The following is a 26,799-nucleotide window of genomic DNA, read 5'->3' on the forward strand; positions in this document are numbered from 1 at the left end:
GTTTATGCTACATTATTCCTCGTCACTTCATGCGGGTGTAGTTCAATGGCAGAACGCCAGCTTCCCAAGCTTGAGGCGAGGGTTCGATTCCCTTCACCCGCTCCATCGATTTGACCCAGTAGCTCAGCTGGATAGAGCAACGGTCTTCTAAGCCGTTGGTCGGGGGTTCGAATCCCTCCTGGGTCGCCAGTTGTTCATTCGACTCCGCATACGCAGCGCATCCCGCCAGTACCGGGAACGCCGACGATAAGGGAAAAACCGGAACCTCCGCAGCTTGCGGAACGTTCCGGTTTTATTTTTGTGACGGAAATTACGGATTTTCGTTCTGTGTGCTGTCGGCGAACATTTCGCCGGCAGAGACGGTTTCATCGATCCAAATCGAGCCGGTTACTATTGTGAGTGCCGCCGCAACTTCCTCGGAAAGCGGAGTTTCGAACAAAGGCGTTGCAAAAATCTGGAACAGCCAAGGTACCATGTGCGGATTGGAAAACCGGTATTCGACCTCATACCGGGTAACGTTAGCGCTAGGGTCGATAATGAATTCGAGCGTATCTGTGTTGTTTGGCGGAATGTTGAAAGCGAATTGCTGCAGCGCCGTTTTCGGTCCGTCAGGAGACGAAGTATTCCAAACGATGATGCGGTAGTTCTGCGTGTCGGTCGTCCGGTTGTTGACAGTCATGCGCAAAAATGCGGGTGTGTTCGCCGTTTTGACGATCGAGCCTGTTGAAAATACCCATACGGCCATTCGGCACGCCTCCTTTCTTGGATGATGATTTATCATATTCTTCTAAAATCATTCGGCAAGGGTACTAATCTATCAATGAATTCCTCATTTTTTGCTAGGTTGGACAAACAGACGTTTGCAGACGGACAAGAAGGCTGGCGGCCCTGCGATTTTTGCATTTTGCCGCCTTACGCGATACGATCTAACGATAAGATGCTGAAGCCAACAGGCTGGAAAAACAGGTGATGCCATGGGAGAGTCCAAAGATAATGTCGTGCTGTTTCCGAAATCGATCGAGTTTTACCAGGAAGAGCTGACGCGTTTGCTGGAGAGCGACCGGTTCGCCGAGGCGGCCGAGACGCTGCGCTTTTTGCTGGCCTGCGACAACGGCGATGCCGCAACTGCGGAGGAATGGCGCATGCTGCTGGAATGGCTGGAGACGCATATGGCAGCAAACCCTGCAGCGGCCGCGCTTCCGGAGGCGGAAGACGAAGAAGAAGCGGAGGCCGATTTGCTTCGCGCGCATGTCGCGGCGAAGCGGGAGGCGGACGCGGCATACGAAGAGCGGCTGCTCCAGATGCTGCTCGCTCCGGAATCGCCACCCGCCCGTCAGCAGCAGGCGCTGGAACAGTTGGCCGCGCTGGGCGAAAGGCGAGTTGTCCCGGCCGTAGCGGACTGGCTTGCAGGCAAGGAGCACAACCCGCTGCTGCAATTCGCCGCGCTGCAGTCGCTTCGCCGGCTCGGCATGACCGGGGAATGCGTGCTGGTCAGGAGCGGCAAGCCGATTGCCGTCGATGTCGGCAACGTTCCGCTGGGGCTGGCGCAATTTCCCGAGCCGTTCGTCGACGTGCTCCGCCGGGTCCAGTCCGTGCTGGAACGGCTGGATCCGACGCTGGCCTCGTTTGCCGAACGGCTGTGGGAGGAATACGGCACCTATCTATATGGAAGCGAAGAGTATGCGGCGCTGACACTTTTGGACGAGGAAGGGCGAGCCGCATGGGCGGGAGCACTTCATCTGGCGCTCGAAGGCACGATCGGGGGCATTCGCCGGCCCGACCAGATTGCCGAGCTTTACGGTGTCGGCGATGCGACGTTCGAACGCATGCGCGCCGCGGTCAAGTCGCTTCGCACCTTTCTGGCAGCCGTGCAGCCGCTTGGCGGCGAATAACGGGCAAGCAGCCGTCGCCGATTTCCCGCTGCGCAGTCGCCTTGAAATGAAAATCGTTTGTGATATAATGAAATGGTTATCATGGCGAGGACCGTGCTTTTGGCCGGTTTCTTCGCGTACGTGATCAAGAAACCAGGCAACTTTTTTGGAGGGGAAGGCATAAAATGAAAGCAAGCTGGGAAAAAATAGAGAAGAACCAAGGGGTTCTGACGGTCGAGGTGGAAGCCGAGCAGGTCGCTTCCGCTTTGGACAAGGCATTCAAGAAAATCGCTGCCAAAATCAACGTACCGGGTTTCCGCAAAGGAAAAGTGCCGCGCGGCATTTTCGAAGCGAAATTCGGCGTCGAAAGTTTGTATCAGGACGCGCTCGACATTTTGCTGCCGGAAGCTTATATGCAGGCCGTCAAGGAAACCGGCATCGAGCCGGTTGACCGTCCGGAAGTGGACGTCCAGCAAATCGCCAAAGGCCAGGAACTGAAATTTTCCGCCAAGGTGGTCGTCAAGCCGGAAGTAACGCTCGGGGAGTACAAAGGCATCGAAGTGCCGGCCGCAAGCGACGAAGTGACGGAAGAGGAAGTCGAAGCGGAACTGAAACAAATGCAGCAGCGTCACGCGGAGCTTGTCGTTGTCGAAGAAGGTGCAGCCGAGAATGGCGACTTGACCGTGATCGACTTTGAAGGCTTCCTGGACGGCGTGCCGTTCGACGGCGGCAAGGGCGAAAACCATTCGCTCGAACTCGGATCGGGCAGCTTCATCCCGGGCTTCGAAGAGCAAGTGGTCGGCATGGCGAAAGGCGAAGACAAGGACCTGACCGTCACGTTCCCGGAGCAGTACCAGGCGGAAGAACTGCAAGGCAAGGAAGTCGTGTTCAAGGTCCACCTGCACGAGATCAAACGCAAGAACCTGCCTGCGCTTGACGACGAGTTCGCGCTTGACGTCAGCGAGTTCGAAACGCTGGAAGAATACAAGCAGGACATCGCCAAACGGCTGACGGAACGCAAGGCGCAAGCGAACAAGCGCGAGCGCGAAGGGGCCGCTATCGACAAAGCGGCGGAAGCGGCTACGATCGATATTCCGGAAGCGATGATCGCCACGGAAGTGGAATCCATGCTGGAGGAATTCGGCAACCGGCTGAAAATGCAAGGCATCGATATGCCGACGTATTTCCGCATCACCGGCCAAACCGAGGACCAACTGAAAGCGCAAATGAGCGACGACGCTTCGAAGCGCGTCCGCAACAACCTGGTGCTCGAAGCGATCTCCAAGGCCGAGGGCATCGAAGCGACCGACGAGGACGTGAACGCCGAACTCGAACAAATGGCGAACACGTACCAACGCACCGTAGAGGATGTCCGCAATATTTTGACAGCCAACGGCAGCCTCGAGAACATGAAGCACGATTTGGCCATTCGCAAGACGGTCGACTTTCTGCTCGAGCATAGCACTGTGGCCGCGGCGGAAGCATAAACATATACGAACCGGGAAGGCACGTCGCGAACGTGCCTTTCTTTGCCCATACCCGCGCGAATGGAATGAAGGCCGGTTCATATGACATCGCTTCTCAAACGTGATAAAATAAGAGGAAGCGGGTGGAAACCCGTATTCTTCAGGATGAATTCGGCAAGTCGAATGCGGTAAGCGGCTTGTTTGGATATCCGTTAACGGAAAGAGGGGTTGGCTGTATGAGTCTTATACCGATGGTAGTGGAGCAGGAAGCGCGGGGGGAACGATCGTACGATATTTACTCCCGTCTGCTCAAAGATCGCATCATCTTTATCGGGAGCGCGATCGACGATGACGTGGCCAACTTGGTGATCGCCCAGCTGTTGTTTTTATCCGCGCAGGATGCGGAGAAAGATATTCACCTCTACATCAACTCGCCCGGTGGATCGGTTACCGCAGGAATGGGCATCTTTGATACGATGCAGTTCATCAAGCCGGACGTTTCGACGATTTGCGTCGGCATGGCGGCAAGCATGGGTTCGCTCCTGCTGACGGCAGGCGCCAAAGGCAAGCGCTACGCGCTGCCGAACAGCGAAGTGATGATTCACCAGCCGCTTGGCGGGGTAAGAGGTCAGGCAACGGACATCAAGATCCATGCCGACTGGATCATCAAGACGAAGCAGAAGCTGAACCAAATATATGTGGAACGGACCGGACAACCGCTGGAGAAGATAGAGCGGGATACGGACCGCGACAATTTCATGAGCGCCGAAGAAGCGCTTGCGTACGGGCTGATCGATAAGGTGATCTCCCGCAACGAGCTGACTTGAGGGGTGATTCCATGTTCAAATTCAACGAGGAAAAAGGCCAACTGAAATGTTCCTTCTGCGGCAAATCGCAGGATCAGGTGCGCAAGCTCGTCGCGGGCCCCGGCGTCTACATTTGCGACGAGTGCATCGAGCTGTGCACCGAAATCGTCGAGGAAGAGCTCGGCCATGACGAAGAACTGGATCTCAAGGATGTGCCGAAGCCGAAGGACATTCGCGCCATTCTCGACCAGTATGTCATCGGGCAGGACCAGGCGAAGAAGTCGCTGTCCGTCGCCGTGTACAACCACTACAAGCGGATCAATTCGCAGAGCAAGATCGAAGACGTCGAACTGCAGAAGAGCAACATTCTCCTGCTCGGTCCTACGGGCAGCGGCAAGACGCTCCTGGCGCAGACGCTCGCCAAAATCCTGAACGTACCGTTCGCCATCGCCGATGCCACTTCGCTTACCGAGGCGGGTTATGTCGGCGAGGACGTTGAGAATATACTGCTCAAGCTGATCCAGGCGGCTGACTACGATGTGGAGAAGGCCGAACGCGGCATCATTTACATCGACGAAATCGACAAAGTCGCCCGCAAGTCGGAGAATCCGTCGATCACGCGCGACGTTTCCGGCGAAGGCGTGCAGCAGGCGCTGCTCAAAATTTTGGAAGGCACGGTGGCGTCCGTTCCTCCGCAAGGCGGAAGGAAACATCCGCACCAGGAGTTCATCCAGATCGATACGACGAACATCTTGTTCGTGTGCGGCGGCGCATTCGACGGCCTTGAATCGATCATCAAGCGCCGGATCGGCAAGAAAGTGATCGGCTTCGCCGCGGACGGCGGCAAAACCGACCTGAAACCGGGCGAATACTTGTCGATGGTGCTGCCGGAAGATTTGCTCAAATTCGGGCTCATTCCCGAGTTTGTCGGTCGTCTGCCGGTCATCTCGACATTGGAGCCGCTGGATGAAGCGGCGCTTATGCGCATCTTGTCCGAGCCGAAGAACGCGCTCGTCAAACAATACCAGAAGCTGCTGGAAATGGACAATGTCACGCTCGAGTTTCAGGCCGACGCGCTCGAAGCGATTGCCAAGGAAGCGATCAAGCGCAATACCGGCGCTCGCGGCCTGCGTGCGATCATCGAAGCGGTCATGCTCGACGTCATGTTCGAAGTTCCGTCCCGTACGGATGTTTCGACATGCCTCGTGACCAAAGAAACGATCCAGCAAAAGGTTACGCCGCTGCTGAACTTGAAGGAAGGCGGCAAGGATGCCGCCGCCGGCACCGCCAAGAAGAAGGAAGAGAGCGCATAACGGAGCCGTTATCCCGTTAACGCCGACTAATCGCAACCGATCAGCCTCCAGTTCGTACAGCCGCATGCAAACGGCCGGACTGGAGGATGTTTGGTGTCAGGGGAGAGAACAGAGTATGTTCCACCGCACGCAAACCATTCCCGTCCGAGTTGGCGATGTGACGATCGGCGGCAGCAACGAAGTCATCATCCAGAGCATGTGCACCACCAAAACTGCCGACGTGAAGGCGACCGTCGCCGAAATTCACCGGCTGGAGGAAGCAGGCTGCCAGATAGTCCGCGTGACGGTCAACAACAAGGAAGCGGCCGATGCGATCAAGGAAATCAAGCGGCAAATCCGCATTCCGCTCGTGGCGGACATTCATTTCGACCACAGGCTGGCGCTGACCGCAATTGCGAACGGCATCGACAAGGTCCGGATCAATCCCGGCAACATCGGCAAACGCGACAAGGTCGAAGCGGTCGTTCGCGCCTGCAAGGAGCGCGGCATCCCGATCCGTATCGGCGTAAATGCAGGTTCGCTGGAGAAGCATTTGCTGGACAAGTACGGGTATCCGACGCCGGAAGCGATGGTGGAAAGCGCCTTGTTCCACATCGGCATCTTGGAAGAGCTCGATTTCCGCGACATTATCGTTTCGCTTAAGGCTTCCGACGTGCCGATGGCGATCGCCGCTTACTCCCAGGCAGCGGAACGATTCAACTATCCGCTGCACCTCGGCATTACGGAGTCCGGCACGTTGTTCTCCGGCACGATCAAGAGCTCGGCCGGTCTTGGCGCGCTGCTGGCGATGGGCATCGGCTCGACGGTGCGCATTTCGCTCAGCGCCGATCCGGTGGAGGAAGTGAAGGCGGCGCGCGAGCTGCTGAAGGCGTTCGGCCTGATCAGCAACGCTGCAACGCTTATTTCCTGTCCGACCTGCGGGCGGCTGGACATCGACTTGTTCTCCATCGCCAACGAAGTGGAGGCTTATATTTCCACGATCAAAGTGCCGCTCAAAGTGTCGGTGCTCGGTTGCGCCGTCAACGGCCCAGGCGAAGCGCGCGAGGCGGATATCGGCATTGCCGGCGCCCGCGGCGAAGGCATGCTGTTCCGCTACGGCGAGATGGTGCGCAAAGTGCCCGAAGCCGAACTGCTCAGCGAGCTGAAGAAAGAAATCGACGTGATTGTCCGCGAGTACGAACGTACCGGTTTGATTCCGGGACGCAAGCATGCCTGATTCATTAGCCGTTATATTCCGGCCCCCGTCCGCTCGTCAACGAGCGAAACGGGGGCCGATTCGTTGAACCGCGAGGGGTGAATAATTCCAGCGCAGGTGACGCATACCAAGGGAAGTCGCGACAATCGTTCCCGGATCCGGGAACGGCGGCGAACGAACAGCGGAGGAGCGGCACCAGATGAAGGATGACGGGAACGGGACTTTGTTGCCTGCAAGAAGCATGAAACGGATACTGACGCTGCTGTGCGTCGCTTCGGCGCTATTGCTGTTGAATGCCGGCGCAACAAGCGCGGAGCCGCTGCCGGGCGGACAACCGGAGCCGGGGCCGGCTCCCGCTCCGGCTCCGGCGGGCAAAATGGCGGCGATCGTCATCGACGACTTCGGCAACAATTTGGCCGGCACCGAGCAGATGATGGCGCTGCCGCAGCCGATCACCACGGCGATCATGCCGTTCTTGCCGACAACGCATCGCGATGCCGAATGGTCGCACAAGGCCGGGCATGAAGTGATCGTGCACTTGCCGATGGAGCCGAAGCAAGGGCGCAAGGAATGGCTCGGCCCGGGCGCCATTACGACGGCGCTGTCTGACGACGAAATTCGCAAGCGAGTCGGCGCCGCGATCGACGACGTGCCTTATGCGGTGGGCATCAACAATCACATGGGCTCGCGCGCGACAGGGGACAAGCGGGTGATGACGATCGTGCTGGAAGTGTGCAAGGAACGCGGCCTGTTCTTCCTCGACAGCCGGACGAATTACCGCAGCGTGGTGCCGGAAGTGTCTTCGGCGGTTGGGCTGCATACGCTGGCGAACCAGATGTTCCTCGACGATATCGTCACCCACCGGCACGTGTCCGGACAGATGGAGAAGCTGCGCAAGCTGATGGAAGAGCAGGACCGGGGCATCGCCATCGGCCACGTCGGCAATCCGGGGAAAATTACTTCCGCCGTGCTCAAACAAACGATGCCCGAACTGGGCAAACAGTTTCGCTTTGTCCGGCTGAGCGAAATGCTTGCTGCAGATCGGGCTAAGGGTAGCTGACCCCGTCGGGGCTCGTCGCCCGCAGATGCAAATAATGATGAATGCCGGTTGCGATAGCGCCGGCAATTTCTTTTTGTCCATGTGCGGTCGTCAGCCGCTTGCGGTCGTCTCTGTTCGAGATGAAGCCCATCTCGACGATGATGGCGGTGCATGGCGCATGTTTGAGCAAATAAAACGTTTTGCCCGAGCGCGGCTGCTCGGCGCTGCCGTACAGCTCATTCAGCGAGCTCTGAATCACGCGCGCGAACACGACGCTGTTGTAATTGCCTTGGTGGAGCACTAGCGGCCCGGATTCGTCCGCGTGTTTGGACCAATTGACATGCAGGCTGACGAGCACGACCGGCCGCAGCGAATCGGCGACGTGCTTGCGCTGCGCCAAGTCGCGCAAATGCCGGGAGCGGCTGCGCATCCAGCGGTTGTCGTCGCTCAGCGCATAATCGCCGGTTCGGTCGAGCGCGGCGGAAATTCCTTTTTTGCGCAATAACTGATACACCCGTTCGGCGATTTGCAAATTTATTTGCTTCTCCAGTATGTCGCCATACGTCGTGCCTCCGTCGATGCCGCCGTGACCGGCATCGATCAGCACGTCGGCATAAGGCATGGCCGGCTGTACCGGCGGCCTTGCGGACGAAGCCGCCGCCGGCGCTCCTTGCAGCAAGAGCAGGCAGCCAACCAACCATCCCATGCGTCTCCATTTGCTCGCTTTTGCCAATTCAATCCCCTCCGGTTGACGCCGATCGTCGCTGCCATCATGATTCTTTCGTTAGCGTATGCCGTTTGCCGTTCGCCATACGAGTGTATGATTGCCAGTCGGACCACCCCATTATTTTGCCTGGCGCGGTTATCATTGCCGGAGCGGGGCAATACTAGTACATAGCCGTCTTACGGACAGATTACCCGAATGGGAGGTAGAAAAGATGAGTTTGAGCGTTGTTTTGATGCTGGTGCAAGTGTTTTTTGCGATTGTGATCGGGTTGTATTTCTGGAATTTGCTGCGCAACCAGCAAACGAACAAAAGCGCCGTCGACCGCGAATCGAAGAAGGAACTGGAGAAGCTGCGCAAGCTCCGCTCCGTTTCGTTGACAAAACCGCTGGCGGAGAAGACGCGACCGTCGTCGCTGCAGGACATCGTCGGGCAAAAGGAAGGGCTGCGCGCGCTGAAAGCGGCGCTGTGCGGGCCGAATCCGCAGCATGTGATCATTTACGGACCGCCCGGTGTCGGCAAAACGGCAGCGGCGCGCGTCATCCTTGAAGAAGCGAAAAAGAACGCGGCATCGCCGTTTCGTTCGGACGCCAAATTCACCGAAATCGACGCGACAACCGCCCGTTTCGACGAGCGCGGCATCGCCGACCCGCTGATCGGTTCGGTGCACGACCCGATCTATCAAGGCGCGGGCGCGATGGGCGTCGCCGGCATTCCGCAGCCGAAACCGGGAGCCGTCACCAAGGCGCACGGCGGCGTGCTGTTCATCGACGAAATCGGCGAACTGCATCCGGTGCAAATGAACAAGCTGCTGAAGGTGCTCGAGGACCGCAAAGTGTTTCTCGAAAGCGCCTATTACAATTCCGAGGATATGAACATCCCGGGGTATATTCACGATATTTTTCAGAACGGGCTTCCGGCCGATTTCCGCCTTGTTGGCGCTACGACGCGTACGCCGCAGGATATCCCGCCGGCCATCCGTTCGCGCTGCATGGAAATTTTCTTCCGCCCGCTGCTGCCGGACGAGATCGGTTCGATCGCCGCAGGTGCGATTCGCAAAATCGGTTTGCCCGACAACAAGCTCGCTGTCGAGGTCGTCAAGAAATACGCGACCAACGGCCGCGAAGCGGTCAACGTGATCCAGTTGGCGGCGGGCCTGGCGCTTAGCGACGGGCGCGACGAGATGAGCGCGGCCGATATCGAGTGGGTCGTCAACAGCAGTCAAATCCCGCCCCGGCCGGAGAAAAAAGTGCCGCCGCTGCCGCAGATCGGTTATGTTAACGGGCTTGCCGTTTACGGTCCGAACCTGGGGACGCTGCTTGAAATCGAAGTGACGTCGATCGAAGCTCCTGCCGGCAAAGGCAGCTTCACGATTACGGGCGTCGTCGACGAGGAGGAGATGGGCGGCGGGGCGCGCACGATCCGGCGCAAAAGCATGGCCCGCGGCTCGGTCGACAATGTGCTCACGGTGCTGCGCCGCTGCGGCCTGAACCCGCAGGACTTCGACCTGCACATCAATTTCCCCGGCGGCATTCCGGTGGACGGCCCTTCGGCCGGCATTTCGATGGCGGTCGCCATTGCGTCGAGCATCCGGCAAATTCCGGTCGACAACCGGCTTGCGATGACGGGCGAAGTGAGCATCCACGGCAAAATCAAACCGGTTGGCGGAGTACCGGCCAAAGTTGAGGCAGCGTTCCAGGCGGGTGCCAAGCGTGTGTTCGTTCCGGCGGAAAACTGGCAGGACTCGTTCGCGCAGCTTGCCGAAGGCGAAGTGATCGCCATCGAAACGATCGGGCAGGCACTCGATTTGGCGCTTGGGGTGCATGCGGCCCAAGGAACGGCGTTCGTTCCCGTACAAGGCGACGTGATGATCGCGACGCCGGGAATTGGTATTTTGAATTGAGTTTTGTTAAAATGGGAGCACAGCGACGCATACAACGGATGGAGGTGCGAGGGCGATGGGTCCAACAAAATCGAAAGTACGCCGCTTGCCGCTGCTGCCTTTACGTGGGTTGTTGGTGTATCCGAGCATGGTGCTGCATCTGGACGTAGGCCGGGAGAAGTCGGTCCGCGCGCTGGAGCGGGCGATGGTCGACGACAGTCTCATCCTGCTGTGCTCCCAATCGGAAGTCAACATCGAAGAACCGGCCAAGGAAGACATTTACCGCGTCGGCACAATCGCCAAAGTGAGGCAAATGCTCAAGCTTCCGAACGGTACGATCCGCGTGCTTGTGGAAGGAACCGTTCGTGCGGAAGTGGTCGATTTTCTCGCCAACGACGATTATTATGAAGTAACGGTCAAAGAACTGCACGAGGAAGGAGCGGCCGATCCGGAGATCGATGCGCTCATGCGCACCGTCCTCAGTCAGTTCGAGCACTATATCAATTTATCGAAAAAAGTGACGCCGGAGACGCTTGCCGCGGTATCCGATATCGACGAGCCCGGCCGGCTCGCCGATGTGATCTGCAGCCATCTGTCGCTGAAGATCAAAGATAAGCAGGACATTCTCGAAACGATTGACGTGCGCGCGCGCCTGGAGAAGCTGCTCGACATTCTCGGCAACGAACGCGAAGTATTGGAGCTGGAGCGCAAGATCAGCCAGCGGGTCAAGAAGCAGATGGAGAAGACGCAGAAGGAATACTACCTGCGCGAGCAGATGAAGGCGATCCAGAAGGAGCTTGGGGAGAAGGAAGGCCGCGCCGGCGAAATCGAGGAACTGAGGAGCCAGCTTCAGGAAGCGGGAGTGCCCGAGAAGGTGCACGAGAAGGTCGAGAAGGAAATCGACCGTCTGGAGAAAATGCCCGCTTCATCCGCCGAAGGCGGCGTCATCCGCAATTATATCGATTGGCTGCTTGCCCTTCCATGGTCGAAGAAAACGGAGGACGATCTCGATATCGCCCGAGCCGAACAAATTTTGAATGAAGACCATTACGGCTTGGAGAAACCGAAGGAACGCGTGCTCGAATATCTAGCCGTGCAGAAGCTGGTGCAGAAGCTGAAAGGGCCGATCCTTTGCCTCGTCGGCCCGCCGGGCGTCGGCAAAACGTCGATCGCCCGTTCGATCGCCCGCTCGCTGGGACGCCAATTTATTCGCATTTCGCTGGGCGGCGTCCGGGACGAAGCGGAAATTCGCGGCCATCGCCGCACGTACGTCGGCGCGATGCCGGGTCGGGTCATTCAGGGAATGAAGACGGCCGGTACGGCAAATCCGGTATTTCTGCTCGACGAAATCGACAAGATGGCAATGGACTTCCGCGGCGATCCGGCTTCGGCGCTGCTTGAGGTGCTTGATCCGGAGCAGAACAACACGTTCAGCGACCATTTCATCGAACTTCCTTTCGATCTTTCCAATGTCATGTTCATTACGACGGCGAATGCCGCGCACAATATACCAAGGCCGCTGCTCGACCGGATGGAGATGCTCTATATCCCCGGCTATACCGAAATCGAGAAGCTGCACATCGCTACGAACTATTTGCTGCCGAAGCAGAAGCGCGATCATGGCTTGTTGCCGGAGCAGCTGCAAGTCGATCAGGAAGCGTTGATGAAAGTGATCCGCGAATATACGCGGGAAGCCGGCGTGCGCAACCTGGAGCAGCAGCTCGCCAGCCTGTGCCGCAAGACGGCCAAGGAAATTGTCGCCGATAGCGACAAGTCGGTGACGATTGCGGAAGGCAACGTCAAGGATTACCTTGGCCCGGGCAAATTCCGCTACGGCATGGCCGAGTTGGAAGATCAGATAGGTGCCGTCACGGGGCTCGCCTGGACGGAAGTCGGCGGCGATACGCTGGTAATCGAAGTGACCGTGCTGCCGGGTGCAGGCAAGCTGACGCTGACGGGCAAACTCGGCGACGTGATGAAGGAATCGGCGCAAGCCGCGTTCAGCTATACGAGATCGAAGGCGGCGGAGTTCAACATCGCGCCCGATTTCCACGAGAAGAACGACATTCACGTGCATATTCCGGAAGGCGCCATTCCGAAGGACGGCCCGTCGGCCGGCATTACGATGGCGACGGCGCTGATCTCGGCGCTGACGAACATTCCGGTTTCCCGTCACGTGGCCATGACCGGGGAAATTACGCTGCGCGGCCGCGTGCTGCCGATCGGCGGGCTGAAGGAGAAGACGCTGGCCGCGCATCGCGCCGGCATCCGCACCGTACTGCTGCCCAAGGACAACGAAAAGGACATCCAGGAAATACCGGAGAGCGTACGCAGCGACATGACGTTCATCCCGGTCGGTCATATGGATCAAGTGCTGGAGCATGCATTGGTCAATCCGGCGCATGTTCATTAGAAAGGATTTCTATTTAATATGAAAGTCAATCAGGCCGAATTCATTATCAGCGCGGTCGGCCCCGCGCAATACCCGACGGACGCTCTGCCGGAGATCGCGCTGGCAGGGCGCTCCAACGTCGGGAAGTCGTCGCTGATCAACCGTTTGATCAACCGCCGCAATCTGGCGCGCACCAGCTCGCAGCCGGGCAAAACGCAAACGCTGAACTACTACCGCATTAACGACGACTTGTATTTCGTCGATTTGCCCGGCTACGGGTATGCCCGCGTCTCCAAGTCGATGCGCGAGCAGTGGGGGAAGTTCATCGAATCGTATTTGCTGAACCGCGAGGAATTGAAGCTGATCGTGCAGTTGGTCGACATTCGTCATGCCCCGTCCAAGGACGATCAGGCGATGTACGAGTGGATCAAGCATTTGGACCGGCCGGTTTGCGTCGTCGCCACCAAGGCGGACAAAGTACCGAAAGGCAAATGGCAGAAGCATGTCAAAGTAATCAAAGAGACGCTTGGCTTCGATTCGAACGATCATTTCGTGCTGTTTTCGTCCGAAACGGGAATGGGGAAAGACGAGCTGTGGGGTATTCTGTCGCAGCATATCGGCCTTCACGGGAAGACGGAAACAGGCGAAATCGTGGAGCAATAATAAGGTTATCTTCATTTTCTCGCGACTTATACGGCCTTTTTCCCGGAATTTGGCCGAATCCTCAGAAAAACACGGCAGGAATATTGCTCCGTCGTGTAGTATAATATGTAATGTAGAGGGTTCAAAATTAAGAATCGAGGGATTTTTATGGCACAAAGGTTAGCGACCGAATACGTCAAAACCTGCCTAGAATTAACGGAAGCGGAAATGTCCCATTTCATCCAACTGTTCGCGGATCATCAAGCTTCGTTGTACGTCAAAGTGTTGGAAAACGGAAGCCAGGAGATTGTGCTCTCCGACGACGCCAATACCGATGTGGTGTTATCGTTCGAGCGCAAGCACGGGAAGTATGTCTGCACCGGATCTTGCCGAATGACGAGTCTGAAGCTGGTCAATGCGATGCGCCAAGCCGTTGCATTATACAAGGGCAGCGCCACCGTCCATCGGATTTATCGCGGCTATACGATGGTGTATCAATATGAACGCGGTTCCGTCGTCCGTATTACCGAATGGAAGGGCGACGAGATGAAGCTGATTTACGAACACAAGGATACCGTCGCCGAATTGACGGAGCTTTTCAAGATGAACGAGGTGGAGCTGGAGATTACAGCCGTGCAATCGCAGATCGACGGGTTACTTGACGCGCGCAATCGAATGTCGGATGCGCCGTCGCGTATGATCGTCGATAAACGGCTGAAGCAGCTTTCGCATCGTTTGTTTGTTTTGGAGGCGTAATTCACAGAAATTTTATTTTCGGAGGAGCTGCCGGCTCCTCTTTTTGCTTTTGCCGCCGCTGGATACGCGCCTTATGGGTGAGTGCCAAAAAAAAGTATTGCATTTATCCGCCGGAGATGTTATTTTTATTTTCGTTGAAAACTTTATAGGAACCAGGATTCACTCAGGACACTTGATGTTGCGAGAGATTATTTCCCTCGAGAAGTGAATGACGTAGGTCCTAGCGGATGAAATTTCAAAAATTTTATTCCTGGGAAGGGGGAACCGAAAGATGGAATATTCAACTTTCGGAAGACATGTGGCCGTTGATACTTGGGGAGTAGATTTCGATCTGCTGAACAATGCGGAGTGGCTACAGTCGCAAATGGTGGAGGCTGCTGAAGTATGCGGCGCAACCGTGATGTCGGTGCAATCCAAGCAATTTGAGCCTCAAGGGGCGACGGTGCTCGTTTTATTGTCGGAAAGCCATCTCTCGATTCACACGTATCCTGAAAAAGGTTTTGCCGCGCTTGACTGTTACACTTGCGGAGAAACCGTGGACCCTCAATTGGCGATCGACTTCATGATCTCCGTATTGAAACCGGAACAGACGCATGCGAAGAAGCTGATTCGCGGCATGGGCGAGCTGCAGGTGGAAACGCCCGCGATGAAACAAGCCGTGCTGGCGAAATAAGCGACGACCAATAAGGACAACATAACCATGGAGCAATTTTGCTCCGTGGTTATTTTTCTTGCAGCGGCGTTTCGGGCGCGGCGAATTCGGACAAGCTGACAAACGTACATAAAATAGTCATAACTGTCCGGCGCGAATAAACGGCAACAGCGGAGCGGGTATGCTATAATGATTTTGTTTGATCGAAGCAAATCAGGACAACAGGCAGGTGACACAGGATGCACATTGTCGTCGTAGGGCTGAATTACCGATCGGCGCCGGTAGAAATTCGCGAGAAGTTCGCGTTCGAGCAAGCCCGGCTGCCGGAAGCGCTGCAGCAGCTGGGGCAGATGAAGTGCATGCTGGAAAGCGTCATTGTGAGCACTTGCAACCGTACGGAACTTTACATGGTCGTTGACCGCGAGCACGTTTGCACCCATTACATTCATGGCTTCCTGGAGCGCTGGTTCGATGTGCCGCGCGCCCAGTTCGCCAAGCATTTATATACGCACGAACGCGAGAAGGCGATGGAGCATTTGTTCCGCGTCGCTTGCGGCCTCGATTCGATGATTATCGGCGAAACGCAAATTCTCGGCCAGGTGCGGGACGCTTTCCTGCTCGCCCAGCGGGAGAAAATGACCGGCACGATGTTCAACATGCTGTTCAAGATGGCGATCACAACGGCGAAACGTGCGCATGCGGAAACGTCCGTCGGGGAAAATCCGGTATCCGTCAGCTATGCGGCTGTCGAGCTCGGACGACGCATTTTCGGCAGCTTCGAAGGCAAGACGGTACTGCTCGTCGGCGCGGGCAAAATGAGCGAATTGACTGCCAAACATCTTCATTCCGGCGGGACGAGCCGCGTGCTTGTCGCCAACCGGACGACGGCGCGGGCGGAAGAATTGGCCGGCAAGTTCGGCGGCAAGGCGATCCCTTACGAGCGGCTGCTCGAAGGAGTGGCGGAAGCGGACATCGTCATCAGCTCGACCGGCGCAACCGAGTATGTGCTGAAGAAGGAGCAGGTGGCGTCCGCCTTGCAGAAGCGCAAGTCGCGGCCGCTGTTCATGATCGACATCGCCGTGCCGCGCGATATCGAGCCCGGCATCAGCGAGCTGTCGAACGTGTTCCTGTACGATATCGACGATCTGGAGACGATCGTGGCCGGCAACCTCGAACAACGTCGCAGCGAGGCGGTCGTGATCGAAAGCATGATCGATGCCGAATTGGCTTCGTTCGCCCAGTGGGTCAAGACGCTTGGCGTCAGCCCCGTCATCCAGGCGCTGCAGGCGAAGTCGGCGTTGATCCATGAAGAAACGATGGACAGTTTGCTGAACAAGCTGCCCGATCTCGACGAACGGCAAGTGAAAGTGATTCGCAAACTGACGAAGAGCATCGTCAACCAGATGCTGCGCGATCCGATTCTGCGCATCAAGGAACTGTCCGCCGAACGCCGCGGCGACGAAGCGATCGAAATGTTTACCAAGCTGTTTGCGCTGGAAGACGCATTGGCCGAGCAGAAGGCGCTGGAAGCGCAGCTCGAGCAGACGCGCAAGCGGGTAGCGGAGCTTCGCAAACAGACGGAAGCCGCCGGCTCGGACGCCGTGGCGTTCGGCAGCCGTTCCGGCGAACTATTGGCAGGATCGTAACGATCCGGGAGGGCGCATGGAGACAAGAAATTTGTTCATGGATGCGATCCTCTATTCATATGCCCTGAGCCTGCTGTTTTATTTCTCCGATTTCGCTTATGCGAACCGGAGTGCCAAACGGGTAGGCACGGGGCTGCTTGCTTTTGTATGGGTGCTGCAAGGTGTATACTTTGCCTATGGCATGTTCCAGCGTTCGAACGGCGTGTCCGTGACGCTGTTCGAGTCGTTGTTTTTGTTTTCTTGGCTGCTGGTCACGTTGTCGCTGGTGACCCGGCGTTTTTTTCGCATCGAGATGTTCGTGTTTTTCGTCAATGTCGTCGGGTTCATCGCCGTCGTGCTGCATATGTTCAATACCGGCGACGATACGGGCGTGGCGCACCGCTGGGGCATGAGCGAAAGCCTGCTGTTCGTTCACGTGGCGCTGGCGGTTTGCAGCTACGCCGCCTTTTGCATATCGGCCATCTTCTCCGGTATGTATCTGTATCTGCACCGCAGCCTGAAAGATAAAGCGTGGTCGGCGCGCATGCAGCGGTTGCCGAGTCTGGACAAGACGGACCGTTACGCGAATGCGGCCATTCTCGCCGGGGCGCCGCTTCTGTTGATGTCACTGTCACTCGGTCTGTTCTGGGTATGGAAGCAAAGCGACATATCGCTCTTGACCGATGCCAAGGTGATCAGCTCGTTTTTTGCGCTTGGCGCTTACGTGTTTTATCTTGTGCTTCGCCAGGTGGTCAAGCTGCCGGGAAACCGGCTGGCGTTATGGAATGTGCTCGCTTTTGTCATTGTGGTGCTCAATTTTGTCGTGACCAATGTGTGGTCGGGCTTTCATCATGGCTTGCGGATGTGAGGAAAATGAAGGGAAACCGTTCGTTGTACCCGCTGTTTCTGGATTTGAAGGGACAGCGCTGCGTGGTGGTCGGCGGCGGCAAGGTGGCGGCGCGCAAAGTAGGCTCGCTGCTCGAAGCCGGCGCGGATGTGACGGTGATTGCGCCTGAATGGGGCGAGTCCATCGCCGAATGGAAGCGGCTCGGCAAGCTGCAGGCGCTGGCCAAGCGCTATGAAGCCGGCGATGCGGACGGCGCGCTGCTCGTGTTTGCGGCGACGAACGACGCCGCGGTCAACGAGGCGGTTGCGCGCGACGCGGCCGAGCGCAGGCAGCTGGCGACCGTGGCGGACCGGCCGGAGCGGGGCAGTTTCGTGCTGCCCGCGGTGATGCGGCGGGGCAAGCTGGCGATCGCCGTATCGACGTCCGGCGCGGGCCCTTCGGCAGCCGCGGCGATTGCCCGCGAGCTGGAGGAAGTGTACGGCGCGCCGGAGGTGGAGGCGGCGCTCGAGTTTTTGAGCGAGTTGCGCGAAGCTGCACAGGCGCGCATCGCGGACGGCGAGCAGCGGCGGCGGTTGTTCCGCGAAGCCGCTGCGGTGGATTGGCCGGCGCTGATGCGGCGCGGCGACTTTGCCCGGCTGCGCGAGCGGCTGCTCGCCTGCGCGCAGCTGGAGGAGGGGGCGGCGGAGCGGTTTGCCGCCTTGCTGGCGGATCGGGATTAAGCCGGCTTCGGCCGGGCGACAATGAAGAGAGAACCCGGCGCGGAAACGACCGGGAACGGCCGACGGACGGGCGACAGGGGGACTTGAGAGATGAAAACGATAGTGGTAGGAACGCGGCAAAGCGCGCTGGCGCTGACGCAAACGAACCAGACGATCGACAGGCTGCGGGAGATTGCGGAAGAGCAAGGGATCGCCTGCCGCTTCGAGCTGAAAAAAATCGTCACCAAAGGCGATCAAATCGTCGATGTGACGCTGTCCAAAGTAGGCGGCAAAGGGCTGTTCGTCAAAGAAATCGAAGAAGCGCTGCTGAGCGGCGACATCGATATGGCCGTGCACAGCATGAAGGACATGCCGGCCGAGCTGCCGCCGGGCCTTGTCATCGGCGCCGTGCCGAAACGCGAGGACCCGCGCGATTGCCTGATTATGACGGGCTATCGCACGCTGGCCGAGCTGCCGCAGGGGGCCAAGGTCGGTACCAGCAGTCTGCGGCGCGCCTGCCAGCTGAAAGCGCTGCGTCCCGATCTTGCGATCGAGTCGATCCGCGGCAATATCGACACGCGGCTGCGCAAGCTGGAGACGGAAGGCTTCGACGCGATTCTGCTCGCGGCCGCCGGTTTGCACCGGATCGGCTGGAGCGACCGCATTACCGTCTACTTGCCGCCGGCCGATTGTTTGCCGGCCGTCGGACAAGGCGCGCTCGGCATCGAATGCCGCGAGAACGATCCGTTCATGCGCGACCTGCTCGAGCGGTTCAATGATGCGGAGACGGCTCTTTGCGTCGCCGCCGAGCGCAGTTTCCTGCGCCGGCTGAACGGCGGCTGCCAGGTGCCGATCGGAGCGTTTGCGCAGTTGGAGGAGACGAGCCCGGCCAGGCTGGTGCTTGACGGCATGGTCGGCGAGCCGGATGGCGGCGAGCTGCTGCGCGACCGCATCGACGGCGACGACCCGGTGCGGCTGGGCGAACAATTGGCGGAGCGGCTCATCGCCCGCGGAGCGGACCGCATCCTAGCGGAAGTAAGGGGCTAAGCGGATGAACATGGGGAAAGTTTATCTCGTCGGCGCAGGTCCGGGCGATCCGAAGCTGATTACGATCCGCGGCCTGGAGGCGCTGCAGAAGGCGGACGTCGTCGTGTACGACCGTTTGGCCAGCCCGCAGCTGCTGCGGCATCTGAAGCCGGGCGCGCGCAAAATATTCGTCGGCAAGCTGCCGGACAAACATATGCTGAAGCAGGAAGAAATCAACCGGCTGCTCGTCGATCTCGCGCTGGAGGGCCATGTCGTCACGCGGCTGAAAGGCGGCGACCCGTGCGTGTTCGGCCGCGTGGGCGAAGAAGCGGAATTGTTGGCGGCGCACGACATCCCGTTCGACATCGTGCCCGGCATTACGTCGGCGATCGCCGTTCCCGCTTACGCGGGCATACCGGTGACGCATCGCGATTTTACTTCTTCTTTTACTATTGTCACCGGCCACGAATACAACAACAAGACGTATTCCGACATCGATTACGAAAAGCTGGCTTCGGCGACCGGGACGATCATTTTCCTGATGGGCGTGGCCAATATCGAAAATATCCGCGACCAGCTGCTGCGCTGCGGCAAGCCGAGCAGCCTGCCGGTGGCGCTCATTCGCTGGGGCACATGGATGGAGCAGGAGACGCTGGTCGGCACGCTGGCGACGATCGTGGAGCAGGTGCGCGAAGCGAATTTTCAATCGCCCGCGGTCATTATTGCCGGCGAAGTGGTCAAACTGCGCGAGAAGCTGGCCTGGTTCGAACGCAAGCCGCTGTTCGGCCGGCGCATCCTGGTGACGCGGGCGCGCAGCCAGGCAAGCGATTTGGTTGCCCAGATCGACGAGTTGGGGGGCGAAGCGGTCGAATTTCCGCTCATTCACCTGCGCCAGCCGGAGGAGCCGGCCAAGCTGGAACGGCTCGACGCGGCGCTGCGGCGGCTGCCGGAGTATGACTGGGCGGTGTTTACGAGCGCCAATGGGGTCGAGTATTTTTTCCGGCGGCTGGCGCAGCTTGGCCTCGACGTTCGCGGCCTGTATCGTGCACGCGTGGCTGCGGTTGGGCCGAAGACGGCCGAAGCGCTGCGCGAGCGCGGTCTGATCGCCGAAACGCTGCCGGCCAAGTACCAGGCCGAGGACCTCGCGGAGGCGCTGGAGCCGCTGGTGCAGCCGGGACAACGCGTGCTGCTGCCGCGCGCAAGCATCGCCCGCGAGGTATTGCCGGAGCAGCTCCGCCGACTCGGTGTGGAAGTAACGACCGCGGACGTGTACGAAACGGCGCTATCCGATGAATATGGCGCGGAAGTGCTTGCCATGCTGCGGGCGCGCGCCATTCATACGATTACTTTTACCAGTTCGTCGACGGTAACGAATTTGCTTGAGGTGCTCGGCACGCTTGGCGAAACGGACGTACCGCGGCTGCTGGACGGCGTGGAGATCGCCTGCATCGGGCCGGTCACGGCGCAGACGGCCGCTGACAGCGGCTTGCACATCACGCATATGGCGCCGGAGGCGACGGTCGATTCGCTGCTGCGCACGCTTGTTGCGGGACGCACGGAAGCGCCGCGATAAAGGGCGCGGCATGTTCGCCAGGTCCGATTGGCTTTGCCATCAACAAAGAGCAGGAGGAAAGCATTCATGAGCACATATCCGATCGTGCGAAACCGCCGTTTGCGCGGTTCGCAGGCGATGCGCAATTTGGTCCGCGAAACGGCGCTGACCGTAAACGATTTGATTTACCCGCTGTTCGTTACGCACGGCGAAAAGATTCGGGAAGAAATCTCGTCGATGCCGGGCGTTTACCACCTGTCGATCGACGAGCTGGAAGCGGAGCTGCGCGAGGTTGCGGAGCTGGGCATTCAGGCGGTGCTATTGTTCGGCGTTCCGGACCGCAAGGACGAAGCCGGTTCGTCCGCTTACGATGCGAACGGCATTGTGCAGCAGGCGACGCGGCGCATCAAGGAGCTGCACCCCGATCTGCTCGTTGTGGCCGACACCTGCCTGTGCCAGTTTACGAGCCACGGGCACTGCGGCGTCGTGCATTACAACGAGCAGACGAAGCGCGGCGACGTCGACAACGACGCGTCGCTCGAGCTGTTGGCGCAAACGGCCGTCTCCCAGGCGCAGGCGGGAGCCGACATCATCGCGCCGTCGAACATGATGGACGGCTTCGTCGCCGCGATTCGTTCGGCGCTGGACGCCGCTGGCTTCTCCCACGTGCCGGTCATGTCGTATGCGGTCAAGTACGCGTCCGCGTTCTACGGCCCGTTCCGCGAAGCGGCCCATTCTACGCCGCAGTTCGGCGACCGCCGCACGTACCAGATGGATGCGGCCAACGCGCGGGAAGCGCTGCGCGAAGCGGAGGCGGATATCGCCGAAGGCGCCGACTTCCTGATGATCAAACCGGCGCTGGCGTACATGGATATTATCCGCATGCTGCGCGACCGGTACCAACTGCCGATTGTTGCGTACAACGTGAGCGCCGAATACTCGATGATCAAGGCTGCCGCCATGCAAGGCTGGCTGGACGAAAAGGCGATCGTGCTCGAATCGCTGACCGGCCTCAAGCGCGCGGGCGCCGACATCATCATCACGTATTTTGCTAAAGACATCGCACGCTGGCTGCGCTGATTCATAAGCCATGTTTTATTGCCTATTTGGCCGAAAATAGAGGGAAGCACCAAAATAGCCAGCGAAATCGCTGGCTATTCTGATGAAATGTTCGATTTTGAGCTGAATGGGCGGCAATAGTCAGTGTTTTCACTGGCTATTTTACATTTGTCGAAGGAAAATGGGCGCATAGGCCATTTTTTATGGGCTATTTTCCCGCAGCATCTCTTCGGCTCCTGCCCCCGCTGGTCACCACGTTTGCCGAAGCGCAAACAACTCGCGCAATTGTTCGTTCGAAAGCTCCGTAATCCAATTTTCGGAGGTGGAGATGACGTTTTCGCTCAGGCTCATTTTGCTTTCCAGCATGTCGTCGATTTTCTCCTCGAGGGTGCCGAGGGTAATGAATTTATGCACTTGCACATTGCGCTTCTGACCGATCCGGTAGGCGCGGTCGGTAGCCTGGTTCTCGACGGCGGGATTCCACCACCGGTCGAAGTGGAACACATGATTGGCCGCCGTCAGATTGAGGCCGACGCCGCCCGCTTTCAGCGAGAGGACGAAGATGCCCGGCCCGGCGCCATCCGCCGCCTGGAAGCTTTCGATCATTTTGTCGCGCTCCGTCTTGGGCGTGCTGCCGTTCAGATAGAGCACAGGCTCGTTCCGATGCGCGTGCAGAATGTCGGTCAACATGCGGCCCATGCCGACATACTGGGTAAAGATCAGACAGGAATCGCCTTCGTCCCGCAATTCGTCCACCATCGCCACGATGCGCTCCAGCTTCGCGGATCGCGCAACGAAAGCTTCCCTGCGTTCCTCCGCCAGCAGCGCCTCTTCCGTCAGCGTCGCTTCTTTCGTCAACAGCTCGGGATGGTCGCATAGCTGCTTAAGCCGCGTAAGCGCGCCGAGAATTGCCCCTTTGCGCTCGATGCCCTCCAGCTGCTGCATCCGCTCCAGCAAATCCTTGACCGTTTGTTCGTACAGCGCGCCTTGCTCCGGCGTCAGGTTCATATACACCTTCATTTCCTGCTTGTCCGGAAGATCGAGCTGGATGGCGGGGTCTTTCTTTTTGCGCCGGAGCATGAAAGGCTTGACGAGCTTCTGCAGCTGTGCCGTGCGCTCCTCGTCGCGATGCTTTTCGATCGGATTGGCAAATCGTTGCTGAAACCCGCGCTGATTCCCCAAGTACCCCGGATTGAGAAAATCGTAGATCGACCAAAGCTCCGTCAGCCGATTTTCGATCGGCGTGCCTGTGAGCGCAATGCGATGCGCCGCCTGAAAGGTGCGGATGGCGACGGATTGTTTGTTCTGCGCGTTTTTGATGTTCTGCGCTTCGTCGAGACAAAGCGCGCTCCAGCGGAACTCCCGCAGCGTCTCCTGGTCGAGCAGGGCGGTCGCATAGGAGGTGACGACGACATCCGTTTGCCGCAGCGCCTCGCCAAGCGCTTCGCTGCTCAAACGCCCTTTGCCGTAATGCAGCAAAACGTTCAACTCTGGAGCGAAGCGGGCAAGCTCCTTCTGCCAGTTGCCCAGCACGGATGTAGGGCAGATGAGCAAGGCGGGAGCGCCGTCCGCTTTATGATGCAGCAAATACGCGATGAATTGCACCGTTTTGCCGAGCCCCATATCGTCGGCCAAACAGGCGCCCAACCCGAACTTGCGCAGGAAACAAAGCCAAGTGAAGCCGTCGCGCTGGTAGCCGCGCAGCGCAGCGTTAAGCCCTTCGGGCGCAGCGAGCGGCTGCAATTCGGATGGCTGCCCTATCTGCCGGAACAGCGCGAGCAAATGCGCGTTCAGCTCAACTTCAAGCTTGATCCGCGCTTCGTCGTTGACCTCGTCTTCGTCGCCGCGGCTGTCCGGAGATTCCCGCTTGTCTGTACTCGGATCGCTTAGCAGGTGCAACTGCAGCACATCCTGCAAGGACAAGCCTTCGTCCTTCGCTACGCTGTCCATCAGCCTGCGAATTTGTTCCAGCAGCGCCGGATCCAGATACACCCATTCACCGCGGAATCGAACGAGCCGCTCTTTGCGGCCGAGCAGTTCGGAAAATTCGCTTTCGTTCAAATCCGCGTCGCCAATTGCGATTCGCCAGTCGAAGTCGACGATGGCGTTCATGCCGAACAACGCTTCGCCGCGTCCGCCGGCGTCGGACGATACCCGCGCGCGCAGGCGCGGCTTGCGCCTGGAGGCGGCCTCCCACCAGCCGGGCAGCATCACGTTCCATCCGTCGTGCAGCAGTTGGCGGCTGTCCGTCGTCAGAAACCGCCAGGCGGCTTCATCGTCAAGCGGTTCCGCGAAAAGTTCGCCGCTGCGATGGTGCCCGGCCGCGTTCGGAAGCGCTTCGGCCAGAACGGCCGCCCAGCCCGGCGCGCGTTCGCCGACATACGGACTCCAGTCGCTCGGCCATTGGCCAGACGCCTGGCCGTCTGCGGCAAGCCGGACGGGGAAGAGCGACGCGGCATCCGTTTTGTCCTGCAGGACCAGACGAAGCCGCCATTCGTTCCGAACTTCATCCGGCTCAAGCAGTTGCAAGGCAGGGCGAAAGGGCGCGGTATCCGGCTTCCATCCGATCGAGGCGAGCCACTCCTCCTCCGTAAGCGCATGGGCCGCCGCTGACGATGAAGGCCGATCCGCTTGAAACAAAGCCGGGTAGCTGCGTCGCAGCTCGGACAAGCCGGCTTCGTCGGCGTAGTGGATCGTTTGCACGGCGGCGGAGAACGCGGCGCGCAGCCCCGTCATCATGCCGCCAAGCCCCCCGGCGGTGCTCTGCACAAGTTCCCCATTCAGCTTGCCTAGCGCTTCGGATGAGCCGGTGTCCCATGTCCATGCCAGCTTGCCGCCCCGGAAAGCGTCGTAGCTGGGCGAGTAGTGCCCGGCTTTGGCTTCCGCAAGCAGCAGCGGCGCCACTTCGAGCAGCTCCTTAGCTCCTTCTTCCCCGCCTTCCCAGCGGAAGATGTCCATCAAATTCGGTTCGGCAAAATAGGAAAGCACCATGTCCGCCGGCAGAACCGTTACAGTCAGCTCTCCGGCCTGCCGCAATGCAAGCGTCGTGCCATAACAGGAAGGTTCATGCCAGGCGAACAGCAATTCGCGGCATTTGTCCCCGGGTAGTTCGTAGCCGTCCTGCGCTCCCCATAACAGGGCATCCCCGTCGTCGGTCAGAACGGCGTGCAGAGTCATGCTGTACAAGGTTGTGCTCATGGCAGCAGCTTTCCTTTCTTCATCTCTTCCTGAAGCGCCCGCAGCCGGCTGTGCCGTTCGGCAAATCCGATGAGGAACTGTTCCCAACGGCCTTGCATCTTCATTTTTTTGTACACTTTCTCCAGTCGTTTCAGAAGCTTGACCGCCTGTTTGTAGTCGTGCCGGGTTTTGAGCGACACGCAGCGGTGAATGGCTTGATGGTAGTAAGGCAGCAGCAGCTCGGGCGCTTCCTTTTCAATCGGCTGGAGGACGCCGACCTTATGATGCAGCGGGCCATGCTCTTGCTGAATTTGCAGCTCCAGCCACAGCTTCCATCGGTGCTGCTCGTACAGCAGGTCTTCGATAATCCACATGGAATCGGGGAGCGCCTGCTCCAGGATGCTCCACATTTGCCGCTCCGCGCCGGGAACATGCGGTACGGCTTCGTTCCAGAGGCGGATGTAGGTTGCGAGTTCCTGGACTCGCCGTTCGTAGAAAGCCGGGGCTGTTTTGGCAAGCCAGTCCGTCAGCAGTTCCCAATTTTTGGCGCTCGCAATGTAGTTCAGGAACGTAAGCAGCATGTCGGTAGAAACGTTGTTGATCATGTCGCTTGACTCCACGACGGCCCGCGCTTCCTCGTATTGGGACAGGCGCAGGTACAGGAAAACTTGTGCGGCTGCGGCGGAAACCGCGGGCGTCTCCAGCTTTTCCAGTTCGGCAAGTTGTTGCGCCGCCCACAGGTCGGCATCCGGACGACCTGCGACCCACAGCTCCCACATGGTCATGTACAAGCCGTATTCCATACAGCGGTTGCCGGTTTCTTCGGCCATTTGCCGCTGCATATAGCGGAGCGTTTGCTTGAGCCGCTCTTCCGCAATCGAAAAGTTCAGGGTCGTCGATTTTTGCCGCAGCAGGTTCATCGTCTCCGTATATAGTCGAGGCAGCACGAAAGACGTGTAATACCTGTATTCGCTTTTTTCGCTCAATTTCCTGATTTTCCTCACGATAAACAGCTCTTGGTGCAGCTCGAAATACTTCCATTCAATCGCGGAAAAAGGGATGGATGCGCTGTTCAGCGGCTGCAAGTGCCGGCGCAGCTCTTCTATATACTGGTTCTGGTTATAGGCCGGCTTCACCCCGGCGACAAGCGCGTCCATAAATTCATGCCAGCCGAAAACGTCTTTGCCCCGCAATTGCCCCGGCAACTGATCCGGCGGAATCGCGGGCGTAAGCTGCTTGAGGTAAGTTCTGGCATTCACCAGCTGGGAGACCGGGTATCCCATACGTTCGCCCAGTTCCATCATTACCGCGGCCATATGTTTGCAAGGAACGGCAACCGGGCAAGTGCATGAACTGGCGGCCGGCCGGGCGACATTCACCCTGACCGTGTAGGTTTCGTCCCCGGTTACGGTGGCTTGCATCGTGTGGTCCTGGACGGTGTTCAGGCTCGTCACGCGTTGCTGCTTGAAATATTGAAACCCTCTGCTCAAGGTAAGCTCGTTGAAAGCCTCGGCTGCGTATCGGACCAGCCTCAGCCACGTTTCGTCGTTAAATGTCGGAATGGAAGTCATAACAAAGCTCCTTGCCGAAAAATAAAGATTGCATGCCATCCTAATTATAGAGGGGAAATTGGAAAATACGAAATTTTTTCGGTTGGCATCTTTACGGGATTACCGGCGTTTGTCGCGCCGCGAGGTAGCGGAATGGCGGTGCGCCGAAACGTCGTTTGAACAACCGGTAGCAAAATCGGTAGCAAAACCGGTAGCAAAACCGGTAGCAAAACCGGTAGCAAAACCGGTAGCAAAACCAGTAGCAAAACCAGTAGCAGAACCAGTAGCAAAACCAGTAGCAGAACCAGTAGCAGAACCAGTAGCAAAACCAATAGCAGAACCAGTAGGAGAACCAGTAGCAGAACCAGTAGGAGGACCGGAAGCAGGACCAGTAGGAGGACCAGTAGGAAAACCCCAACCCCAACCCCAACCCCAACCCCAACCCCAACCCCAACCCCAACCCCAACCCCAACCCCAACCCCAACCCCAACCCCAACCCCAACCCCAACCCCAACCCCAACCCCAAC

General features: G+C 58.5%; 22 protein-coding genes and 2 tRNA genes. 19 read left to right on the plus strand and 5 right to left on the minus strand.

The features are described 5' to 3' along the window. Positions 1–31 precede the first annotated feature (31 nt). A tRNA-Gly gene (locus EXY20_RS17345) sits at positions 32–105 on the plus strand. A 7-nt stretch (positions 106–112) separates the two neighbouring features. Further along, a tRNA-Arg gene (locus EXY20_RS17350) sits at positions 113–189 on the plus strand. A 121-nt stretch (positions 190–310) separates the two neighbouring features. Here EXY20_RS17350 and EXY20_RS17355 read toward each other — a convergent pair. Then, positions 311–745: a hypothetical protein gene (locus EXY20_RS17355; protein ID WP_135553348.1), complete on the minus strand. Its 435-nt coding sequence runs from the start codon at positions 743–745 to the stop codon at positions 311–313. A gap of 229 nt (positions 746–974) precedes the next feature. Here EXY20_RS17355 and EXY20_RS17360 point away from each other — a divergent pair, with 229 nt between their 5' ends. From EXY20_RS17360 to EXY20_RS17385, 6 genes are all read left to right on the plus strand, one after another. After that, positions 975–1,892, plus strand: coding sequence for a hypothetical protein (locus tag EXY20_RS17360; RefSeq protein WP_135553349.1), 918 nt, complete (start codon positions 975–977; stop codon positions 1,890–1,892). Between the two features lie 164 nt (positions 1,893–2,056). Continuing rightward, positions 2,057–3,358 carry a trigger factor gene (gene tig, locus EXY20_RS17365; protein WP_135553350.1) on the plus strand — a complete coding sequence of 434 codons (1,302 nt, stop codon included), beginning with the start codon at positions 2,057–2,059 and terminating at the stop codon, positions 3,356–3,358. Positions 3,359–3,573: 215 nt separating this feature from the next. After that, the gene (gene clpP / locus EXY20_RS17370) at positions 3,574–4,164 is read left to right on the plus strand and encodes an ATP-dependent Clp endopeptidase proteolytic subunit ClpP (RefSeq protein WP_135553351.1); all 591 of its coding nucleotides are present in this window, start codon (positions 3,574–3,576) and stop codon (positions 4,162–4,164) included. Between the two features lie 11 nt (positions 4,165–4,175). Further along, positions 4,176–5,456: an ATP-dependent protease ATP-binding subunit ClpX gene (clpX, locus tag EXY20_RS17375; RefSeq protein WP_135553352.1), complete on the plus strand. Its 1,281-nt coding sequence runs from the start codon at positions 4,176–4,178 to the stop codon at positions 5,454–5,456. Between the two features lie 115 nt (positions 5,457–5,571). Continuing rightward, entirely contained in the window at positions 5,572–6,672 is a 1,101-nt protein-coding gene (ispG, locus tag EXY20_RS17380; RefSeq protein ID WP_135553353.1) for a flavodoxin-dependent (E)-4-hydroxy-3-methylbut-2-enyl-diphosphate synthase, read from the plus strand. A 178-nt stretch (positions 6,673–6,850) separates the two neighbouring features. Continuing rightward, positions 6,851–7,711: a divergent polysaccharide deacetylase family protein gene (locus EXY20_RS17385; RefSeq protein WP_235886075.1), complete on the plus strand. Its 861-nt coding sequence runs from the start codon at positions 6,851–6,853 to the stop codon at positions 7,709–7,711. Here the strand turns inward: EXY20_RS17385 and EXY20_RS17390 are convergent. After that, a complete protein-coding gene (locus EXY20_RS17390) occupies positions 7,698–8,423 on the minus strand; it encodes an N-acetylmuramoyl-L-alanine amidase (protein WP_235886078.1) in 726 nt (241 codons plus the stop codon). The genes EXY20_RS17385 and EXY20_RS17390 overlap by 14 nt on opposite strands. A gap of 205 nt (positions 8,424–8,628) precedes the next feature. On the opposite strand from EXY20_RS17390, the gene lonB reads away from it, so the two are divergent. The 11 genes from lonB (at position 8,629) to hemB (ending at position 21,566) form a co-directional block, all read left to right on the plus strand. Beyond that, on the plus strand, positions 8,629–10,317 hold the full coding sequence (lonB, locus tag EXY20_RS17395; protein ID WP_135553354.1) for an ATP-dependent protease LonB: 1,689 nt from the start codon (positions 8,629–8,631) through the stop codon (positions 10,315–10,317). 55 nt (positions 10,318–10,372) lie between these two features. Continuing rightward, positions 10,373–12,709 (plus strand): endopeptidase La, encoded by a 2,337-nt coding sequence (gene lon, locus EXY20_RS17400; protein WP_135553355.1) that lies wholly within the window; start codon positions 10,373–10,375, stop codon positions 12,707–12,709. An 18-nt stretch (positions 12,710–12,727) separates the two neighbouring features. After that, on the plus strand, positions 12,728–13,351 hold the full coding sequence (gene yihA, locus EXY20_RS17405) for a ribosome biogenesis GTP-binding protein YihA/YsxC (protein WP_135553356.1): 624 nt from the start codon (positions 12,728–12,730) through the stop codon (positions 13,349–13,351). Between the two features lie 147 nt (positions 13,352–13,498). Next, on the plus strand, positions 13,499–14,086 hold the full coding sequence (locus tag EXY20_RS17410) for a non-ribosomal peptide synthetase module (protein ID WP_135553357.1): 588 nt from the start codon (positions 13,499–13,501) through the stop codon (positions 14,084–14,086). 271 nt (positions 14,087–14,357) lie between these two features. Further along, on the plus strand, positions 14,358–14,759 hold the full coding sequence (gene speD / locus EXY20_RS17415; protein WP_135553358.1) for an adenosylmethionine decarboxylase: 402 nt from the start codon (positions 14,358–14,360) through the stop codon (positions 14,757–14,759). A 218-nt stretch (positions 14,760–14,977) separates the two neighbouring features. Then, positions 14,978–16,384, plus strand: coding sequence for a glutamyl-tRNA reductase (gene hemA / locus EXY20_RS17420; protein WP_135553359.1), 1,407 nt, complete (start codon positions 14,978–14,980; stop codon positions 16,382–16,384). 16 nt (positions 16,385–16,400) lie between these two features. Then, on the plus strand, positions 16,401–17,231 hold the full coding sequence (gene ccsA, locus EXY20_RS17425; RefSeq protein ID WP_135553360.1) for a cytochrome c biogenesis protein CcsA: 831 nt from the start codon (positions 16,401–16,403) through the stop codon (positions 17,229–17,231). A 5-nt stretch (positions 17,232–17,236) separates the two neighbouring features. After that, the gene (locus tag EXY20_RS17430) at positions 17,237–17,929 is read left to right on the plus strand and encodes a precorrin-2 dehydrogenase/sirohydrochlorin ferrochelatase family protein (RefSeq protein WP_167859313.1); all 693 of its coding nucleotides are present in this window, start codon (positions 17,237–17,239) and stop codon (positions 17,927–17,929) included. 90 nt (positions 17,930–18,019) lie between these two features. Then, entirely contained in the window at positions 18,020–18,955 is a 936-nt protein-coding gene (gene hemC, locus EXY20_RS17435) for a hydroxymethylbilane synthase (RefSeq protein WP_135553362.1), read from the plus strand. 4 nt (positions 18,956–18,959) lie between these two features. Next, complete coding sequence (cobA, locus tag EXY20_RS17440) at positions 18,960–20,507, plus strand: uroporphyrinogen-III C-methyltransferase (protein ID WP_135553363.1); 1,548 nt, start codon at positions 18,960–18,962, stop codon at positions 20,505–20,507. Positions 20,508–20,573: 66 nt separating this feature from the next. Next, positions 20,574–21,566 carry a porphobilinogen synthase gene (gene hemB / locus EXY20_RS17445; protein WP_135553364.1) on the plus strand — a complete coding sequence of 331 codons (993 nt, stop codon included), beginning with the start codon at positions 20,574–20,576 and terminating at the stop codon, positions 21,564–21,566. 228 nt (positions 21,567–21,794) lie between these two features. Here the strand turns inward: hemB and EXY20_RS17450 are convergent, their stop codons facing one another. The 3 genes from EXY20_RS17450 to EXY20_RS39040 all read right to left on the minus strand — a co-directional run bounded on the left by EXY20_RS17450 (position 21,795) and on the right by EXY20_RS39040 (position 26,702). After that, positions 21,795–24,743, minus strand: a complete 2,949-nt coding sequence (locus EXY20_RS17450; RefSeq protein WP_135553365.1) for a DEAD/DEAH box helicase — start codon at positions 24,741–24,743, stop codon at positions 21,795–21,797. Then, complete coding sequence (locus tag EXY20_RS17455; RefSeq protein WP_167859314.1) at positions 24,740–26,293, minus strand: SWIM zinc finger family protein; 1,554 nt, start codon at positions 26,291–26,293, stop codon at positions 24,740–24,742. The genes EXY20_RS17450 and EXY20_RS17455 overlap by 4 nt, the downstream gene beginning before the upstream one ends. 91 nt (positions 26,294–26,384) lie before the next feature. After that, positions 26,385–26,702, minus strand: coding sequence for a hypothetical protein (locus EXY20_RS39040; protein WP_167859282.1), 318 nt, complete (start codon positions 26,700–26,702; stop codon positions 26,385–26,387). Positions 26,703–26,799 lie beyond the last annotated feature (97 nt).

This window comes from Paenibacillus cymbidii, from assembly GCF_004764705.1.
GTDB classification, from domain to species: Bacteria; Bacillota; Bacilli; order Paenibacillales; family NBRC-103111; genus Paenibacillus_AN; species Paenibacillus_AN cymbidii.